General features: G+C 41.7%; 16 protein-coding genes. 15 read left to right on the top strand and 1 reads right to left on the bottom strand.

Translation table 11 applies throughout. The features are described from left to right. The 13 genes from pelF to E2626_RS09175 all read left to right on the top strand — a co-directional run bounded on the left by pelF (position 1) and on the right by E2626_RS09175 (position 16,904). Entirely contained in the window at positions 1–1,428 is a 1,428-nt protein-coding gene (pelF, locus tag E2626_RS09115; protein ID WP_134381433.1) for a GT4 family glycosyltransferase PelF, read from the top strand. Then, the gene (gene pelG / locus E2626_RS09120) at positions 1,416–2,870 is read left to right on the top strand and encodes an exopolysaccharide Pel transporter PelG (protein ID WP_134381434.1); all 1,455 of its coding nucleotides are present in this window, start codon (positions 1,416–1,418) and stop codon (positions 2,868–2,870) included. Before pelF ends, pelG begins: the two co-directional genes overlap by 13 nt. Further along, the gene (locus E2626_RS09125; RefSeq protein WP_166786783.1) at positions 2,854–4,581 is read left to right on the top strand and encodes a CotH kinase family protein; all 1,728 of its coding nucleotides are present in this window, start codon (positions 2,854–2,856) and stop codon (positions 4,579–4,581) included. Before pelG ends, E2626_RS09125 begins: the two co-directional genes overlap by 17 nt. A 15-nt stretch (positions 4,582–4,596) precedes the next feature. After that, entirely contained in the window at positions 4,597–6,144 is a 1,548-nt protein-coding gene (locus E2626_RS09130) for a CotH kinase family protein (protein WP_134381436.1), read from the top strand. Next, the gene (locus E2626_RS09135; protein ID WP_134381437.1) at positions 6,145–6,855 is read left to right on the top strand and encodes a polyphosphate polymerase domain-containing protein; all 711 of its coding nucleotides are present in this window, start codon (positions 6,145–6,147) and stop codon (positions 6,853–6,855) included. It abuts the gene before it with no gap. Positions 6,856–6,884: 29 nt separating this feature from the next. Continuing rightward, on the top strand, positions 6,885–7,565 hold the full coding sequence (locus E2626_RS09140) for a DUF4956 domain-containing protein (protein WP_134381438.1): 681 nt from the start codon (positions 6,885–6,887) through the stop codon (positions 7,563–7,565). 15 nt (positions 7,566–7,580) lie between these two features. Beyond that, a complete protein-coding gene (locus tag E2626_RS09145) occupies positions 7,581–8,966 on the top strand; it encodes a DUF4832 domain-containing protein (protein WP_134381439.1) in 1,386 nt (461 codons plus the stop codon). Positions 8,967–9,074: 108 nt separating this feature from the next. Further along, complete coding sequence (locus E2626_RS09150) at positions 9,075–9,398, top strand: helix-turn-helix domain-containing protein (RefSeq protein WP_134381440.1); 324 nt, start codon at positions 9,075–9,077, stop codon at positions 9,396–9,398. A 121-nt stretch (positions 9,399–9,519) separates the two neighbouring features. Continuing rightward, positions 9,520–11,688, top strand: coding sequence for a malate synthase G (locus E2626_RS09155; protein WP_134381441.1), 2,169 nt, complete (start codon positions 9,520–9,522; stop codon positions 11,686–11,688). A 435-nt stretch (positions 11,689–12,123) separates the two neighbouring features. Next, positions 12,124–12,423 carry a hypothetical protein gene (locus E2626_RS09160; protein WP_134381442.1) on the top strand — a complete coding sequence of 100 codons (300 nt, stop codon included), beginning with the start codon at positions 12,124–12,126 and terminating at the stop codon, positions 12,421–12,423. A gap of 73 nt (positions 12,424–12,496) precedes the next feature. After that, complete coding sequence (gene aceA / locus E2626_RS09165; RefSeq protein WP_134381443.1) at positions 12,497–13,780, top strand: isocitrate lyase; 1,284 nt, start codon at positions 12,497–12,499, stop codon at positions 13,778–13,780. A gap of 182 nt (positions 13,781–13,962) precedes the next feature. Further along, positions 13,963–15,606: a diguanylate cyclase domain-containing protein gene (locus E2626_RS09170; RefSeq protein WP_134381444.1), complete on the top strand. Its 1,644-nt coding sequence runs from the start codon at positions 13,963–13,965 to the stop codon at positions 15,604–15,606. Positions 15,607–15,692: 86 nt separating this feature from the next. Continuing rightward, on the top strand, positions 15,693–16,904 hold the full coding sequence (locus E2626_RS09175) for an NAD(P)/FAD-dependent oxidoreductase (RefSeq protein WP_244094285.1): 1,212 nt from the start codon (positions 15,693–15,695) through the stop codon (positions 16,902–16,904). Positions 16,905–16,946: 42 nt separating this feature from the next. Here the strand turns inward: E2626_RS09175 and E2626_RS09180 are convergent, their stop codons facing one another. Beyond that, positions 16,947–18,233, bottom strand: coding sequence for an MFS transporter (locus E2626_RS09180; RefSeq protein WP_134381446.1), 1,287 nt, complete (start codon positions 18,231–18,233; stop codon positions 16,947–16,949). Between the two features lie 118 nt (positions 18,234–18,351). Here E2626_RS09180 and E2626_RS09185 point away from each other — a divergent pair, with 118 nt between their 5' ends. Together E2626_RS09185 and E2626_RS09190 are read left to right on the top strand one after the other, a co-directional pair. Next, positions 18,352–19,617 (top strand): helix-turn-helix domain-containing protein, encoded by a 1,266-nt coding sequence (locus E2626_RS09185; RefSeq protein WP_134381447.1) that lies wholly within the window; start codon positions 18,352–18,354, stop codon positions 19,615–19,617. 213 nt (positions 19,618–19,830) lie between these two features. Beyond that, complete coding sequence (locus E2626_RS09190) at positions 19,831–20,061, top strand: excisionase family DNA-binding protein (RefSeq protein WP_134381448.1); 231 nt, start codon at positions 19,831–19,833, stop codon at positions 20,059–20,061. Positions 20,062–20,071 lie beyond the last annotated feature (10 nt).

A 20,071-nucleotide genomic window follows, 5' to 3' on the forward strand; every position in this document is an offset into this window, starting at 1 on the left:
ATGAAGATCTGCCTGATTGCCGAAGGTTCTTATCCCTATGTAATGGGTGGTGTTTCGAGCTGGATTCAGATGGTGATGAATGCTATGCCGGATCACGAATTTATTATTTATGCGATTGGTGCTGAGAAAAAAATGAAGGGCCAATTCAAGTACACGCTGCCACCCAACCTGATCGAAGTACATGAAGTATTTCTGGATACATTCCATGATGAGGAGTCCGGTGTACAGCGGGACTATAAACTATCTAAAGAAGAAAAAGTAGCAGTAAAATCATTATTAACGAACCGCTACACTGACTGGAATCAGTTGTTTGAACTGTTTTCTGATAAAAAAATTGACTCAGTAAGCGGCTTTGTATCAAGTAAAGATCTGTTTGATATAATCCAGGAAGTTTGTGAAGAACACTATGACCAGATTCCATTTACTGAATTTTTCTGGTCTGTCAGATCTATGATGATTCCTTTACTCTCTCTCCTCAAACACAATGTGCCTGAAGCAGATCTCTATCACAGTGTAGCTACAGGATACGGAGGAGTCGTTGGTGCGTATGGTCAGTACTTATATGAAAAGCCTTTTATCCTGACAGAACACGGCATTTACACAAGAGAACGTGAAGAAGAGATCATTAAAGCTGACTGGATTAAAGGGATTTTTAAAGACTTATGGATTGCTTATTTTTATTCTTTGTCTATGTGTTCTTACAAAGCTTCTGATCAGGTCATCAGTCTCTTTAATCGAAACAGGCACATCCAGGAAGAAATCGGCTGTGACACCAATAAAATTTCCATCATTCCAAATGGTGTTCATCCGGATGAATTCCTTCATCTTGAAGGGAAGGGAAATGATCAGCTGGATCATTTGCTGATTGGAGCAATTGTCAGAGTTGTGCCAATCAAGGATATAAAAACCATGATCCAAAGCTTTGATATTGTGAAGCGCTCCATACCAAACACCACTTTCTATATATTCGGCCCTTATGATGAAGATCCGGAATACTACAGAGAGTGCAGGGAGCTTGTCGATTCCCTGGGCGTTCAGGACATTATTTTTACAGGACAAGTGGCAGTGAAAGACTACCTTGGAAAAATGGATTTGTTAGTGCTGTCGAGTATCAGTGAGGGACAGCCACTCGCAATTCTTGAAGGGATGGCAGCAGGTAAGCCTTTTGTCTCAACTGATGTAGGCTCATGCAGAGAACTGCTCTATGGAGACGGGGATGGTATCGGTCCTGCAGGAAGAGTCGTTCCAGTCATGCACTACGAAAAAATGGCAGACGCGATTATAGAGATCGGCCAGGACGAGAAGTTAAGAAGAGCAATGGGTGGCAATGGACGAAAGCGAGTGACCAGACACTATACAAAAGATCAGTTTATCAGCGATTATAGACAGATCTATGAAAGTAGAGGTGTCATACAATGGCAGGAATAGGATTCGAGTTGAAAAGACTGTTTTCTGAAAAGAGTCTGTTTTACAGAGGAAGAGCGTACGCAACCTCAACGATTGTTATTGCCGGGCCGCTGCTTCTGTGTATTCTGATTATTACTGCTTCACAGCTTTTTTTAAGGTACATTGAAGCGCCTTTTGGTCAAAGAGAACTGTTTCTTGGTGCAGTGCAGTACAGCTTTATTTTCTCTCAGCTGGCTGCGGGAGGGTTTGTGTTACTGCTTTCAAGATATTTGTCAGATCAGCTCTATAATAAAGACGAAAACAATATATTGTCTTCACTTTACGGCGTCATGATTACTGCAATCGTGCTGGGAGGCACAGTAGGAATGGTCTTTTACTTATTCTCGCCGCTTTCACTCGTATTTAAGGTTGCAGCATACTTGCTATTCATGCAGCTGATGATGATCTGGATTCAGACGATCTATATCACTGCACTTAAGGAATATAGAAAGCTGGTATATGGATTTCTTACAGGAGTAGCAGCATCCATACTTGCCATCTGGATCGGCTACCAGTTCTTTGGAATGGATTCTGCCAGCGGTCTGTTGATTGCGCTTAATGCTGGATTCTTTATTATACTTTCTTTGTTCTTTATTGAGATCAAAAAGAGGTTTCCTGTAAATAACGGGAAATATTTTGAGTACATCACATACGTGGCACGCTACCCTGTTCTTGTGATCATCGGTGTCCTTTATACACTTGGACTATTCGGGCACAACTTTATTGTCTGGATGAGCAGTGCAGGTGTAACAGTAGGAGGGACTTACAGAATGGCACCGTTTTACGATGTACCCGTATTCTATGCTTATCTGACAATCCTGCCGGCGATGATTATTTTCGTTGTATCACTTGAAACAGCTTTTTATCCGCATTATCAGCGGTTTTATAAAGTAGTCCTGAGCTCTTCCACATTAAAAGAAATTAAGCATGCGCAGGACCGGATGTTTGGGATATTGAGCAGGGAAATTACATTCGTAATGGAATTTCAGCTATTTTTCACCATATGTGCACTCGTCTTCGGAGGGAAAATTTTACCGATCACAAGATCACAGGTCGATATTTTTAACATTGTGACAGTAGGCGGATATTTCTTTATCACAATGTTCGTTCTGATGCTGGTCCTTCTCTACTTTGATGATAGAAAAGGTGCTGCAGCAGCGATGGGAAGCTATACAGTCGGACTGCTTGTGATCACGCCATTAACTGTATCCTATGATAACTTTGGTCTCTCGTGTTTCATTGCGGGTATTATCGGTCTGGTTGTTGCACTTTTGAGATTGCAGCATATCAGTAAATCTTTCGGATACTATACGTTCTGTTCTCAGCCTCTCATGATGAAAAAACAAAAAGAAAAAGTGGAAAGTACAGTCAGAAGACTGAATTCACTAAATGGAGTTGGAAGGGATTATGAAACGAAAAAATAACATTTTATGGTTAATGTGTTTTGTGCTACTCATGCCTGGGTGTTCATATCTGACTCAGCCGCCGGCAGAAGACCAGGAATATCAGGATGCAATCGCAGGCTCGACAACTGATATTGTGAACTCAATACCTTATTCAGAAAAACTTGTAGAAGACCGTAAAGTATATGAGCAGGATGATGACAGCAGCGTGGTTCATATGTACCTTACCGTAATGGAGCAGGAGGAAGGGCAGACGTTTTATGACCTGAATCACTTTTATGATATGCAGGAGGATCTGACACTCAGCCCTCATCCGCTAAAAGCGATTATTCAGGAAGGAGATGAAAATGGCCCATCTCCCGAAATGTTTCAAGGGGATCAGGAACTTGCAAACAGTACTGTGGAGTTGAGAGGAAATACTACCCGTCTTGCAAGACAAAAGTCCTTTCAGATCAAGCTTGAAGAGCAAGCAGGTCTATGGAAAGGCCAGACCATTCTCAACCTGAATAAGCATCCATTTGATTACACGAGGGTGAGAAACAAGTTGAGTTTTGACTACTTTGAAGAGATCCCGAACTTTACAAGTATGAGAACGCAATTTGTCAAACTGCATGTAAAAGATTTGTCAGAGGGAGAGAATAGTGGCTTTGTGGACTACGGGTTGTATACACATATTGAACAGCCGAATAAACGATTCCTCTTCTCTCACGGTTTGGATCCGAACGGCAACCTGTATAAAGCTAATTTCTTTGAGTTTTTCAGGTATCCTGATCAAATTAAGCTCGCTGATGATCCGGAATATGATAAGGCAAAATTTGAAGAGGTTTTACAGATCAGGACCGGTGAAGACCATACAAATCTGATTGAAATGCTTGATTCAGTTAATGATTATTCGCAGAACATTAATGACGTAATCGACACACACTATGACAGAGATAATTATCTCACATGGATGGCAATTAATATTTTAATGGGAAACACAGATACAACTACACAGAACTTCTTCCTTTATAACCCAATTAATTCGAAGAAGTTTTATTTCCTGCCGTGGGATTATGACGACGCCTGGAAGCTGGAAGCAAATAATGAAGGGACGGATATAGGAGACGTTACAAAATGGAACCGCGGAATCAGTAATTTTTGGGGCAGCGTACTTCACCAGCGCTTTCTGAAAGATCCGGATAATGTGGAAGCCGTTGAAGATAAACTTTCAGAAGTGTTGAATATAATCACACCTGAAAGAACCCAGGAATTGATTGATCAGTATTATCCGATTGTTAATGAGGCAGTGAGACAAAATCCTGATCTTTCCGGGCTGCCGATCAGGGTCGAAACATTTGATGACTTATATCAGGATCTGGTCTACGCACCTGATGAGAAATCCAGCCTGTTCTATGAAAATCTCGGCAATCCAATGCCTGTATATATGGCTGACCCTGAAAAAATAGAAAATCATATGCTGTTCAGTTGGGGTGCTTCCTATGATTTGCAGGGCGATGATTTGACATATTCAATTGAAATCAGCAAGACAATTGATTTTGCTGAAACTTATTATTCGAAAAAGAATTTGGAAGACACACAGATAGAAATTCCGCTTAAAGACCTCCGAAAAGGTGAGAATTTCTGGCGGATTATCATTACAGATGAAGAAGGCAACACGCAGGAAGCTTTTGACCGGATATACCTAAACGACATTTTCTATAACGGTCTGAAGGAATTCTTCGTGGACTAGCAGGGAGGGTTGGCAGTGAAAAGATGGTCATTTGCACTTTCAATTATTGGGGTCGCATGTATGATGCTTGGTACGGTGTGGATCGCTTCGCTTCTAAATGGGAAAAGCAGTGGTGAAGTGCTGCAGAATAGTTTGAACGGAGGGAACAATGCAGGTGAGACCAGCTTTTCACTGCCCTCTGGATTATATGAAGATGGAACAGAAGTCAGTCTGTCAGCCGATGTGAGCGAAATTTATTACACACTTGACGGCAGTGAGCCGAGCGAACGTAGTAATCGTTATACAGAACCACTTCAGGTCAGTGATACAACCGTGATCAGAGCAGCAGCAAGATTGCCGGATGGAACATTAACAGTACCTTATATGCAAACGTACTTCACAGAATCGAATGATCTGCCTGTGATCTCTGTCGCTGCTGACCCGGAAGATCTCTGGTCTGAAGAAAAGGGTATCTATGTCGAAGGACCCGGTGCATCAGCTGAGTATCCATATGACGGGGCTAATTACTGGATGGACTGGAAAATTACTGTTCAGATGGAGTACTTGAGGGATCAGGAGGGAGTCTATTCATCACTTGCTGATATGGAGATCTTTGGAGGAGAGACGAGAACGAAGCCCCAGCGTTCCTTCATGATTGATGCAGAGAGTGAATATGGGAACAGTGAACTGCTTTACCCGTTCTTTGACAGTTTGCCATACAGTTCATATGAATCCATTATTCTCCGTAACGGGGGACAGGATTTTGAAAGAACTCATATGCTCGATGCACTTGTATCCACACTCGCCATTGAAATCGGACTGGATGCGCAGGTCTACCAGCCGGTTGTGCTGTACCTGAATGGTGAGTACTGGGGGCTGTATGATCTGAGAGAAAGAATTGATCACCATTACTTCTCAAGACATCATAAAGTAAGCAGAGATAACCTCATTCTGCTTGAAGCTGATGCAGAGGAAAAAGAAGGGTCTGATGAATCCTATATCGGGATGATTGCTTATATTCAATCAAATGATACCGCTGAACCGGAAGTGTATCAGGTGATTGAGGATGAAATGGATATTGATAACTTTATTGACTACATCCTGACCGAACTGTATATCGGTAATACAGATTGGCCAAGTCATAATATCAGGTTTTGGAAGAATACCAACCCCGAAACGAAATGGAAATGGATCGTCTATGACAGTGATGTGAGCTTTCAGGATGCATCAGAAAATACTGTTCAGCGGTTTTATGATTATAAAGGTAAAGGTGACGATAAACTATACAGCTCATACCTGTTCCGTGAGCTGTTGAAAAACGAGGAATTCCGGGTGCGTTTTGAGGAAAGGTCACGCGAACTTTACAGCAGTACACTGTCTTCAGAATACATCGTAGCCACAATAGAGCGACTGGCAGCCGAGATTAGACCGGAAATGGATGGTCATCTGGAAAAGTGGGACGGTAATCTACAGGAATGGGAAGCTGAAGTTCAAGCATTGAAAGCATTTGCCCGAGAGAGAAACGACTATATGACACGCCACATTGATGAATTAATGGACCAATATCAGCAGGGGGGATCCTGAATGTATTATCAGAATAAAAAGATGAGGCACGAACTTAAATACTACATCACATATTATGAATTTGAATTGCTCAGGCAACGTCTGCGCATGACTGTACAGCGTGATAAACACTCAGTTAACGATGATGGTTACCATATCAGAAGTCTATACTTTGATAATGTCACAGACCTTGCGCTGCATGAAAAAAACTGGGGTGTTTTCAGAAGGGATAAATACAGAATCCGTATTTATAACGAGTGTGACCGTGTGATCAAGCTTGAGAGGAAAAGTAAATATAACGACTTTATCTCAAAAGATTCAGTGACATTAACAAGATGTGAATACGAGACGATTATGGATGGTGAGTATGATTTCCTGCAGAAAAAAGATTCTCCTGTTGCAAGAGCTTTCTATCTGAAGAGCACGCTTGGAAAAATGGAGCCTAAGGTCATCGTGGACTATATCAGGGAAGCATACGCTTATCAGTATGGTGATGTCAGAATCACATTCGATAAAAGACTGAAAGCAGGTGTGAATACATTCGATATTTTTAATCCAAACGTAGTAACAGTCAATGCAATCCGCCAACCGCAGATGGTACTTGAAATCAAATATAACAGTTATTTGCCAACTCATATCAGAAATATACTACAGCTTTCTTCACATAGTAGATCAGCCATTTCAAAATACGTGATTTGCCGTGAAGAAAGTATCAGACACTTTTCGTCATAAAAAAACGACAATTAAAGGAGTGATTCCCCATGCTTGGACAAATTAATTTTTCTGATATTTTCAGTCCGGATATGCTGAACTTTAACATGTTTGAAAGAATCTCTTTTGAAAACATATTTATCAGCATGTTTGTTGCGTTTGTTGTCGGTCTTTTTATCTTTTTAGTCTATAAGAAAACGTTCCGCGGCGTTATTTATAGTCACAACTTTAACGTGACGCTGATTCTTATGTGTATGATTACAACTTTGATCATCATGACGATCAGTACAAATATTGTTCTTTCTCTGGGAATGGTAGGCGCACTCAGTATTGTCCGTTTCAGAACAGCTATTAAAGATCCGCTTGATGTAATCTTTATGTTCTGGTCAGTGGGGATCGGTATTACCACAGGAGCGGGAATCTATATCCTGTCAGTCGTGGGGTCAATTTTTATTGGTCTTGTAATGTATATTATGACAAGAAATAGAAGCCGGGAACAAACCTTCCTCCTTGTCGTTCATTATGATGAAGATGCAACAGATAACGTAAAAGTCCAGCTTTCAAAAATTAAGCACAGCATCAAATCCAAAATTGTCCGCAGTGATGAAATTGAACTGACAGTTGAACTGAAAATAAAAGGTGACAACACAGCATTTATGAGACAGATTCAAATGGTAAATGGTGTGAAGGATGTTGCGCTGATTAACTATAACGGCGATTATGCAGCATAAGTTGTGAAGATAAAAATGAAAAGAAAAACTGTGATACTCATTGTTCTGATCGTAATACTGACGGGGTCGATTTCGGCCCTTTATGCAGAACAGATGCAAATTGTCACTGAGCATCCGCCTGAAAGTGGTGAGGTTATATTGAATCCATATATCGGTTTCGCCCCCATGGCAGAAGGGGGTCCATATACAAAAGATCACTCACTCGTCTACGCGAATATTCCGTGGTCAGAGCTTGAAAGCAGCAAGGGTGTGTACGAATTCGGACAAATTGAAACCAAGTATAAGTTCCATTATTGGAAAGAGAGAAATGTCAGGTTCATATTGAGAATTATTATGGATAAACCTGATCAGGAAGCCTCTATGGAAATACCTGAATGGCTATATGAAGAAATCGGGCGGGACGGAACCTGGTATGATGGCGAATATGGCAAAGGATTCAGCCCGAATTACAGCAACAGTGTGTTGATTGAACGTCATAAAGAGCTGCTGAAGGCTTTTGGTGAACGCTATAATGATGATCCCTATATCGCATTTATTCAGCTCGGCAGCATCGGCCACTGGGGAGAGTGGCATACAATTCAAAACGATGAATTATATATTCCTTTTCCTGATAGAACAGTGACAACCCAATATGTAAATCACTATTTGGCGTTTCTGGACGGGAAAATGCTCATGATGAGGAGGCCTCATCAAATTGCAGCAGAAAACAACATTGGTCTATACAATGATATGTTCGGTGATGAGAACAGCACAGTAAATGAATTTCTCAGATGGGTAAATGAAGGCTACACACTTTGGTTGACAGGGGAAAATAAGCCTGCAATGAAAAATTACTGGAAAACAGCCCCTGCCGGTGGAGAATTTGACCCGACTAAAAGCTGGGAAGAAATATTTGGAGAAAAACAGTTTCCAGACATTGTGAGGCAACTTGAACTGTCTCACCTCAGCTGGCTTGGTCCACATAATCCACTATATGAAGAAAATAGTATATACGATCATCAGATCGAGAAGTTTCTTGGTAAGATGGGCTATCACTTAAAAGTAACACAGATTAAATACCGTCCGCATCTTCGTTTTACAAGAAACTTAAAATTAAATATAGTATGGGAAAACAGCGGTACGGCACCATTTTATTTTAAGTGGCCGCTTGAGGTAATAATAATAGATGTTGAAGGCAATATTGTTCACCGGACAAATGTCGATACAGACATCAGAAAGTGGCTGCCGGGTGAAACAGCTGAAACGTATATGATCAATCTGCCCGCTCATCTGAGTAAGGGTGATTATTCTGTCCTGATCGCAATCAATGACCCATCAACCGGTGAGCCGGGGGTTGAACTCGAAATGGTTACGAACAGAGATGACAAGCGTTATAAAATAGCAGATTTTTCAATCAAGTGAGCTGTCTCTCTCCTGTAAATCCACCAGTGAAGAACAAATTGAAGAGGTGAAAATCATGGCACACACTATCCGCTATGCATAAAGCAGGGCGGTAAAGGGGAAATGAGAATGATTGGTCAAAAAATCAAGGTACTCAGGCAGAATAAGGGTTACTCCATATCACAGCTTGCAGTAAAAGCCCGGGTATCCAAATCCTATTTATCTAACCTTGAAAATAATAAAAAGAATAACCCTTCAATCATTGTCTTATCAAGAATTGCTACAACACTTGATTCAACAGTAGATGAACTGATTGCCGGAGAAGATTTGGAAAAAGCAATGATCGACGACGAATGGATTGAGCTGCTACAAAAGGGAGTTAACAGTGGTATGTCTAAAAAAGAATTTACTGAATTTCAAATCTACCTGCAGTACCGGCGTGATCAGGTTTGATAACAAGACAAAGCTCCGGTATAAACTGGAGTTCTTTTTAATTCTTTCTTGAAAAATCCTTTTTATGTTATATAATAATAAATAATTAAATAAACTGTTATATAACAAAAGGAGGCGCAATATGATTAATAAAGCAGGTTTGCAAGTGGATTCAGTCTTGTATGAGTTTATGGAGAAGGAAGTTTTGCCAGGTGCGAATGTGGAAAGTGAGTTTTTCTGGAAGGGATTCAGTGATCTTGTTCATGCGTTCACGCCTGAAAATCGCCGGCTGTTACATAAGCGGGAGACATTGCAGCAGAAAATCGATGACTGGCACAAGCACCATGATTGGCAGGGTGAACGGGCGGCATATGAAGCGTTTTTAGAAGAAATTGGCTACCTTGAAGAGAAAGTGGATGACTTTGAGATCCAAACACAAAACGTTGATCCGGAAATCGCTCGCCAGGCTGGTCCACAACTAGTCGTACCTGTGAACAATGCACGATACGCTATTAATGCAGCGAATGCGCGATGGGGCAGTCTGTATGATGCGCTCTATGGGACAGATGTGATCAGTGAAGATGATGGAGCTGAAAAAGGCACTTCTTATAATCCAAAACGCGGGGAACAGGTCATCGCTTATGCGAAGAAGTTTCTGGATGATGCTGTACCACTGGAAGAGGGGTCTCATGCGGATGTCACCCGCTATTTTGTTGAAAACGGAAAGCTTATTGCTGAAACACCGCGGGGAAAGACGGGTTTGAAAGATCAGGAAACATTCTCAGGACATCAGGGATCAGCGAATCATCCGACATCTGTTCTATTACAGCACAATGATCTGCATATTGATATTAGAATCGATTCGTCACATCCGATCGGGCAAACTGATCAGGCCGGTGTAAAGGATGTGTGCATGGAAGCAGCAGTTACCACTATTATGGACTGTGAAGATTCAGTCACTGCTGTTGATGCTGAAGACAAAGTGCTGGTTTACAGAAATTGGCTTGGCCTGATGAAAGGAACACTGTCTGAGCAGTTTATGAAAGGTGGAAAAGCGATTAACCGGACGCTGTCGGATGATCGTTTTTACACAGGCAGGGATGGTCAGGACCTCAGACTGAAAGGGCGATCACTGCTTTTAATCAGAAACGTAGGGCATTTGATGACCAACGGGATGCTGCTTGATCGTGATGGGAATGAAGTGCCTGAAGGAATTGCTGATGCTGTCATTACCAGTTTAATTGCGACTCATGATTTAAATGGGAATCAGTCACGTTCTAATTCTGAAGAAGGTTCTATTTACATTGTTAAACCAAAAATGCACGGCTCTGAAGAAGTTACTTTCTCCAATCTGCTATTTAATGCGGTGGAAGATCTTCTTAAGCTTGAACGTCATACGATTAAGATCGGTGTCATGGATGAAGAACGCAGAACGTCTCTCAATCTTAAAAATTGCATTCACGCTGTTAAAAACAGAATTGTATTTATCAACACGGGCTTTCTTGATCGTACTGGAGATGAGATGCATACGTCTATGCACGCAGGTGCGATGATTCGAAAAGGTGAGATGAAGCAGTCATTGTGGCTGAATGCATACGAAAAATCCAATGTGGATCATGGACTGTCGTGCGGACTTCCCGGAAAAGCACAGATTGGTAAGGGAATGTGGGCAATGCCTGACATGATGAAAGACATGATGGAACAGAAAACAGGTCATATTCAAGCAGGCGGAAACACAGCGTGGGTGCCATCACCGACTGCAGCAGCCCTTCATGCGATCCATTATCACCAGCACGGCGTTAAATCTATCCAGCAGGAACTGCGCTCACATATCACGAACCGTCTATCAGACCTGCTTACCATTCCATTAGCGAATCAAAAATGGTCACAGGAAGAAATTGAACAGGAACTTGAAAACAATGCTCAGGGACTGCTTGGCTATGTCGTGCGCTGGGTTGAACATGGTGTTGGGTGCTCAAAAGTGCCTGATATTCATGACATCGGCCTGATGGAAGACCGCGCGACACTGCGCATCTCAAGCCAGCACATCACTAACTGGCTCCAGCATGGCGTCGTTACAGAACAGCAGGTCATGCAGGTATTAGAAAAAATGGCTAAAGTCGTAGACCAGCAAAATGCAGAAGATCCAAATTACCAGCCAATGAGTAAAAACTACGAAGACTCAATCGCCTTCCAGGCAGCAAAAGAACTCATATTCGAAGGCACTAAACAACCAAGCGGCTACACAGAACCAATCCTGCACAAAAGACGTCTGGAGTACAAAGAAAAAATGCTGACAATTAAAAAATAAGATTTAAAACTGTAGCCATTCTCAATGGAGGATTTTATTTTCCGTACGCATCTTCATTAAAGGTAACAACTAGAGTGTAAATACATTACTATCACCTTCACAGTTTATAGCAAGTAATCTTCATCATTAACTTACTATGGTGTAAGATCATTAATTTATAATCCACAGCGTTGATTGCAGCGGAAGGCGGCGACTCCAGCGCGATAAGCGTGACAGCTGAGACCCCACAGGCGCGAGCGCCGAGGAGGCTCAGCGCACGCCGCGCGGAAAGCGTCCGCCTGGAGCGAAGATCAAACGCCAACGTCTTAAATTAAACCATTTAATCAATTTCAAAAAAATTTAAATTTTCTGTTATAAAACAGTTGCAAAATAAAATAAACTGTTATATATTAATATCAATCAAAGGAAAACAAAACCATTTTGGAGGGATGACAAATGCAAACACAAATGACAGGCACAACCAATCAGGAACTGATCGAAAAGTGGGTAACTCAGCAGCTGATGAACGGTAAAACCAACCGTGATATGGATGGCACGCTATTCGTTTACGGAAACGAAGCACACCGCCTTCATCACCACCCGACAGGCGAAATTGAAATTGTACCGGAACAGATTTCTGACGTAGTTGTATTCAGAAAGTTTGACGAGCCGGTTGAACTGAATCACTGCAGAGCTTGTGGGATGGAGTATGATACGTTCAAGGATGCAATTGAATGCTGTTCTGATGTAGATTAATTTTTTTGGACACTGTGTTATATAACAAATTAAAAATATATGTATTGTAATAATACAAAGGGGATGGAAAAAAATGACAAATAAACAAAATCAAATCGAAGAAATTCAACAAAACTGGCAGGGGGAGCGCTGGGAAGGGGTTCAGCGCCCTTATTCTCCGGAAGATGTCATTAAACTGAGAGGATCAGTTGTAATAGAACAGACGCTTGCAAGAATGGGAGCGGAGCGACTTTGGAGCCTGATCAAGGAAGAGGATTATATTAACGCACTCGGCGCTTTGACTGGTAACCAGGCAATGCAGCAGGTGAAAGCGGGATTAAAAGCTATTTATCTGAGTGGCTGGCAGGTTGCAGCAGATGCGAATCTTTCAGGTCATATGTATCCTGACCAAAGCTTATATCCGGCAAACAGCGTACCACAGGTTGTAAAAAGAATTAACCAGACCCTTCAGCGTGCAGATCAGATTCAGCAGGCTGAAGGAAAGGGCGATACATATTGGTTCGCCCCAATCGTAGCAGATATGGAGGCTGGCTTTGGGGGTAACCTGAACGTGTTTGAATTAACAAAAGCAATGATTGAAGCAGGAGCAGGCGGTGTTCATCTTGAAGATCAGCTTTCTTCAGAAAAGAAGTGCGGACATTTAGGTGGAAAGGTATTGCTTCCTACACAAACGGCAGTAAAAAATCTGGTTTCAGCAAGACTTGCAGCTGATGTAATGGGTGTGCCAACGGTGATTATTGCCCGTACGGATGCAAATGCAGCGAACCTGATTACAAGCGATGTTGATCCATATGATCATCAGTTTATTACGGGCGAGAGAACACCAGAAGGATTCTTCCGCACAAACGACGGTCTGGACCAGGCGATTGCAAGAGGGCTTGCGTATGCTCCTTATGCGGATCTGATCTGGTGTGAGACATCTGAACCGAATCTTGATGAAGCGCGCCGTTTTGCTGAAGCGATTCATGAGAAGTTTCCTGGTAAATTGCTTGCGTATAACTGCTCACCTTCATTTAACTGGAAGAAAAAGCTGGATGATGAAACGATTGAGACGTTCCAGCAGGAGCTTGGGAAAATGGGTTACAAATTCCAGTTCGTTACACTTGCAGGTTTCCATTCGCTGAACTACGGTATGTTTGAACTTGCACGCGGCTATAAAGCACGTGGCATGGGGGCTTACTCTGAACTTCAGCAGGCGGAATTTGATGCAGAAGAGAATGGATATACAGCAACACGTCACCAGCGCGAAGTTGGTACAGGTTACTTTGATGAAGTATCTATGGTGATCTCAGGCGGGACTTCATCAACAACTGCTCTGTCCGGTTCAACTGAAGCTGAACAGTTCCAGAAAGCATAAGAAGAGGGTTAAAGACCTATATGAAAAAAGACGTCCTGTACACTGGGGCGTCTTTTTTTGCAATCATAGATAAATGTGAGAAATATTTGAAAAAACACTTTTTTAAGCATATCGACACGCTTAACTTTTGTGTAATGGTGGTATGATAAAAGTACTATGTCAGATAGACGGAGGTTAATGATATGAAACAGCGATATGAAAACAGTATACATCCATTTATTACGATGATGGACAGGATATCTGACATTGTATTAATACTTGAAATTATGCCAGGGCCTGAGTTTATCTATGAATTTGTGAATGAACAGGGGAAAAAGATTCTCGGACTGGATGATACGATTCTTGGGAAGCAATTTGATGATATTTACGATAAAGATCGGGCAGATTATATAAGAGACAAATATATCGAAGTCATGAACACGAAAGCACATACACATTTCGAGCTCACTGGAGTAGACGGATGGATAGGGGAAACGACGCTTAATCCAATTTTAAATGAAGCGAATGAAGTCACCCACGTACTTTCGATTACTCGAGATGTGACAGAGCGGAAAGCGCTGGAGGAGAACCTCGCAAAAACGTCTGCTGAGCTTGGGCTTGTATGGGATCATGCGTCAGATGCAATTTTCTTTATGAATGATGATGGTTCAATTTACAGAGTGAACAGAGCGTTTGAAGAAATGCTTGGTTATGAAGAAAAGGAAGTTAAGGGTGTGCTGATCCCGCCTTTCTTTACGGCACATAACCAGCAAAAACACGAAGCTTTTTTATCAAAATTATTCAGCGGGCAGGCATTTGAGAATATGGAACGTCAGCGGCTGTGTAAAGATGGAAGCGTGATTGAGGTGCTGGCGTCTTATCGTCCGGTTCAATTCAATCAGCGATCGTACGCCATTGTGATGTATAAGGATATTACTCATTTAAAAGAAGTGGAGAGACAGTCGAGGGAGCGGGAAGAGCGTTTTAAGTCATTGTTTGATGCCAACCCTGATATCATCTGGTCAATTAATAAATATGGTCAGGTGGAAGATGTAAATGCATCTGTTACTGATATTTTAGGTTTTACAAAAGAAGAAATTTTACAGATGAACAGGCACCTTTTAGCGAATAATACAGATTCGCAGGCACTTAAGTATGAGGATGCTGTGAAAAGAACGCTTGAAGGAGAGTCTGTTGAGTATACAGCAGATGTTTTTCATAAATCAGGTAAGAAAGTAGAGCTGAAAGTTAAAACGCTTCCGATTAGAGTGAATGGAGATACGATTGGAATTTACGAAGTTGGTCAGGATGTGACGCTGCGTAATAAAGCACAAAGGGCATTGAAGAGAATGGCTTTCAGCGACAGTCTGACGGGACTCCCGAATCGCCGGTATATTACTGAAAAAATTGATGAAGCGATCTCTGCTGCAAAAGAGAATCGTACGCAGTTTGCTTTACTCTATATCGATATGGATCATTTTAAGGAAATTAATGATTCTCTGGGACATGATGCCGGTGATGATTTGCTTAAACTATTCGCCAATCGCATACGAAATGAAATGGACGCTGATCAGCTGGTTGCCCGCATTGGCGGTGATGAATTCCTTGTGTTATTACCTGAAATCGCAGATGAAGAGGATGCCATTAATAAAGGTGGAGAAGTTTTAACCTCTTTGAGAAAACCCTACAGAATCAGCGGACAGCAGTTGGATATTACATCAAGTATGGGCATTTCAATTTATCCGATTCACGGTAAAAACAAACGCGAGTTAATCAAACAGGCTGATGAGGCGCTATATAGTGCGAAAGATAATGGGAAGAACATGTTTAGACTTTTTGAAAAATAAGTACATCCCAGTGCTTATTTTTTTTAGGCTGTTTTGTTCCGGGGATGATGAGGGTATGAATAATAGACAGAGAGGAAGTGCCTGAAGTGACGGAATTACATAGCGGAAAATTGTATTGGCCGGAAACAGCAGAAAGAACAGTAGAATTTCCTGTTTTAAAAGAAGATATTTCATGTGATGTTGTCATTGTTGGTGGTGGCATGGCAGGGGCGCTTTGTGCTGAAGAATTGTCGCACACCCAATTAAAGGTTGCAGTGATCGATAAAGGTGAAGTTGGTAAAGGGAGTTCCTCGGCAAATACCGGACTGCTTCAATATTCTAATGACAAAATGCTTCATGAATTTATAGAAGAAATAGGGGAAGAAAAAGCGGTGGCTTTTTACAAGCTGTGTCTGGAAGCGGTTGAAGAGCTGCAGAAGGTAGCAGGAACATTGCCCGGGAAAGTGGACTTTGTCAGAAGACCGAGCCTTTATTATGCTTCTGACGAAGGAGATATTGAAAAGCTGAAGAAAGAATATGAAGCGCTGACTGAACATGGATTTGAAGTGGAATATCTTGATCGTGACCAGATTGAAGAGCTCTACGGGTTCAGTAAACCTGCAGCACTGATGACACATGGAGATGCAGAAGTTAATCCTTACCGTCTCATCAGGTCTTTATTTGAAAGTGCTGAGGCGCGTGGTGTGAGTATTTTTGAACATACATCACTGGAACATGTCCAGGCAACCGATGAAGGAAAGCACCTTTTTTATACAACGGAAGGGAGCATTACAGCTGAAAAGGTGATTTACTGTACTGGATATGAAGCGATGCCGCTTGCTGAAAAATTCGGCGGTGAATTAAATCGTACTTATGCAATTACCACGAGTCCGGTTGAAGATCTTGAATCATGGATTTACAGAGCAATGATCTGGGAAACGAAGCGTCCATATTTTTATATGAGAACGACTGAAGACGGCCGGATTATCGCAGGAGGTCTTGATGAGGATAAGATGGATGCTGATGTGAGTGATGAAAAGTTACATGACCGTGGTGAAAGGCTTATAAAAAGAATTAAAGAACACTTCCCTGACTACGAGTTCAGTGCAGAATACGTGTGGGCTGCAGCGTTTGGTGAATCAGAAGATGGTCTGCCATTTATAGGGGAGGACCCGAAGGAAAAAGGGATATACTATTGCCTTGGTTTTGGCGGGAACGGGACAGTGTACAGTAAACTTGGTGCTAAAATGCTGTGCGAAATGTTTCATGATGCACATAACCCTGAAGAGGCAGCAATTGTCGATCCTGGAAGGTCATAAATTGATAGAAGCGCTGCCCTCAAATAGAGGACAGCGCTTCTTTTAGGCTTGAGCAGCTTCGGCAACGACTTCGGCAGAGGCGACTTCATCATCTACCTTGGATGGACGCAGGCCGATGACAGTGACCATAATCAAGAAGGCAGCTGAGATTAGAATAATGACAGAAGGCGATGCCACGTCATACAGAAATCCAAATAACATAAGACCGATTGGTGAAATACCAGATGCAACCATTTCAAGTAATCCGAATACTCTTCCACGGTAATGCTCCGGCGTTGTTTTCTGCATGAGGACCATAATTGGCGTGTTGATGACGATCATAGCAGCCCCGAATAAAAAGTTAAGCGCCATATAATAGATCACAAAACCGGGTGACCCGAGTGGTATTAGTAATGGGAGAGCCAGCAGTGCAAACAGAAATCCTATGCTTAGCATGCCAAATCGCATCGTTCGGATCGGTTTTTGAAACTCTTTACGTGTGGAGATATAAATAGATAGTACAAGTGTACCAACGCCGATCATGGCTTCCACTAAACCAAGCTGGTTAGAAGTGGCACCAAGTACTTCGATAATGATATAAGGCAGTCCTACTATGGCGGCCATGAAAAAGAAGTTAATCCAGAGGGCGACAAGCATGATTGGCAGCAGGACTCGGTGTCCCTTCACATAAGCAGCTCCAGCTTTCAGGCTGGCGATCAGCGGTTCGTCTTTTTGGATGTCTGCAGCATTGGACTCTTTTTTATAGAGTGAAAAATCAATATTCATTTCGCAGATTAAAGCAGTTGCATATGCGATCGCGTGAATAAGAAAGAAAGCTTCAATGGATAAGAATCCGTACATGACTCCTCCGAGTACAGGACCTAAAATGCCTGCAAGAGAAGTGGATGACTGAGTAAGTGAAACTGCACGCTGGATCCGTGCATCATCTACAAAGTTTGGGATGGCAGCTGTTATTCCTATGCCTGCAAAGGTGGAAAATATTGCGAGCAATGCAGCTGTGATATAAATGATTGGCAGATTTAATCCGAATGAGAGTGTGTAAAAAAACACCAGCAGCATTGTTAAAGTCATTAAAGCATGTGCAACAATGACTATCTGTTTCCGTGGCAGACGATCAACAACATGGCCGGCAATTGGCGAAAGGATAATTCTTGGAACCATCGAACATAAAATCGTTAGCGCAAAACTTGAAGCGGAACCTGTTAACGTTAAAACAAAAAAGCTGATACCGAACATGTAAATATGCGCACCGATTGTTCCGATAAACTCGCCGCCTGTGAAGAAAAACATATTCCGGGTGGCTTTTTGCAGTCGCTGCTGGTCAGTCATACAAACCCCTCTTTTCAAAAGTTTAATTTAATTAAACAAATCATAGCATGCTTTTTCTTGGCAATCAACAAAAAGTTTAATATAATTAAACAAAAAGATCGACAAGAGGGTGAACAGCATGAGCAGTCTGGGTGAACGCATACGAAAGTTACGTAAAGAAAAGAAAATGACCCTTGTGGATGTTGCCGGAGAGGCAATGTCTAAAGGGATGCTGAGTCTGATTGAAAATGGGCGGTCCAACCCATCGATGGAAAGCCTTCAGCATATTGCAAAGCAGCTTGGTGTGAATGTGCAGGTGCTGCTGACTGAAGAATCAAGCGAAGAGATGAAGAAGAAACTTGTGGAGATAGAAGAAGAGATACGGAAGGCTTACAATGCCGTTTCGTTAGAGGAATATGAACGTCTAAATAAAGCGATTCAAAATGAGCTGGAGGAGACCCTTAAAAGAGATCTTCCGAAAACTTATGAGACAGCGAGGTTACGTGAGCTGGCCGGGAGAATTTATCAAAACAGACAGCAGATCGAAAAAGGGATGGAGTACCTGCAGATTGCAATGAATGATTACCAGGCACTCGGACTCAATCACAACGTTTATAAAGTGCAACTCAGAATGGTGATGGAGCACTTCAGAGCACACAAATATGAATATGCGCTTGAACAGTTGATCGCATATAAATATGAATATGAAAAGAAGGAGTTGCTTGCTGATCCACTTGTCCAAATCGAGTCAGATCACTTGGAAGCTGCCCTTTTATCTGCAGTAGGGAAATATACAGAGGCAGAAAACCTACTTGAAGAGATTATCTCCTTTTCAAAAAGGAAGAATATTTATTATCTGATGGATGATATCTACCGTCTGGCTTCTTTTCATGCATTATTAAATGGGGATGAAGAAAAAAGACAGTATACGCTTAAGAAATCGAGGCAGTTTGCTGAGTTTACAGAGCACCATGACGGTCTATACAGCAGTATATTTGTTGAAATTCATTATAGAAACTTCTATCTAAAGAAACATGAAGAAGCCCTCAAAATGACTGAAGAGCTTAAGAAGGCTGAGCAGTTCAGTGCAACAGAAGACGGTGGATATTTTCATTTGGAATGTGGAAGTGCGCTTTATGGTCTTGGGAAATATGAAGAAGCGTATGAAGAACTTATACAGTTTAAAGATACAGGGTTTGCCCACCATCCATTCGATTTGTCTATGATGGCAACAGCAGATGCTTATCTGGCACTTTGTCTGATCGAAAAAGGTGACCCGGAAGCGGCACTTGCATCTGCAGAAAAAGCAAAAGCAGCTGTAGCTGATTTACCGGAAACACCATACCGCCATTTTATTCAGGAAACATGGGAAAAAACGATAGAGTTAATGAGTGACAAATTATAAGATGATTATCATAATGAATAGCGGGAATACATGCAGAGGGCACTCTCGGGGTTTATACAGTGCTGCTCTGCTTTTAAATTGTGGGAAAATAGTGAATTTGTCACGTGCATGTCGTACAGCATCAAAATTTAAAAGGTGATATTTAGAGGGTTTAAGTGTATAATTACCTATGTGCATGATAGAAATATACATGACATATGAAGGGTGTAAAAAATGTATCTCACAACGAAAGAATTAGCAGCCTATCTGGAAATGTCTGAACAGCTGATTTTGCAGCTGATCTATGAAAATAAAATTAAAGCTGTCTATGATGGCCAGCAATATATAGTGAATAAAGAGCAATTTAATCAGCACTTGAAACAAGTGGAGAAGATGAAACAACTGCTTGAGGAATGGAAAATTGAACCGATTCCTGAAAGCTATGATGTAAAAGATGAAGACTGAGAGAAATGGA

It is taken from the genome of Jeotgalibacillus salarius (assembly GCF_004405125.1).
GTDB lineage: Bacteria > Bacillota > Bacilli > Bacillales > Jeotgalibacillaceae > Jeotgalibacillus > Jeotgalibacillus salarius.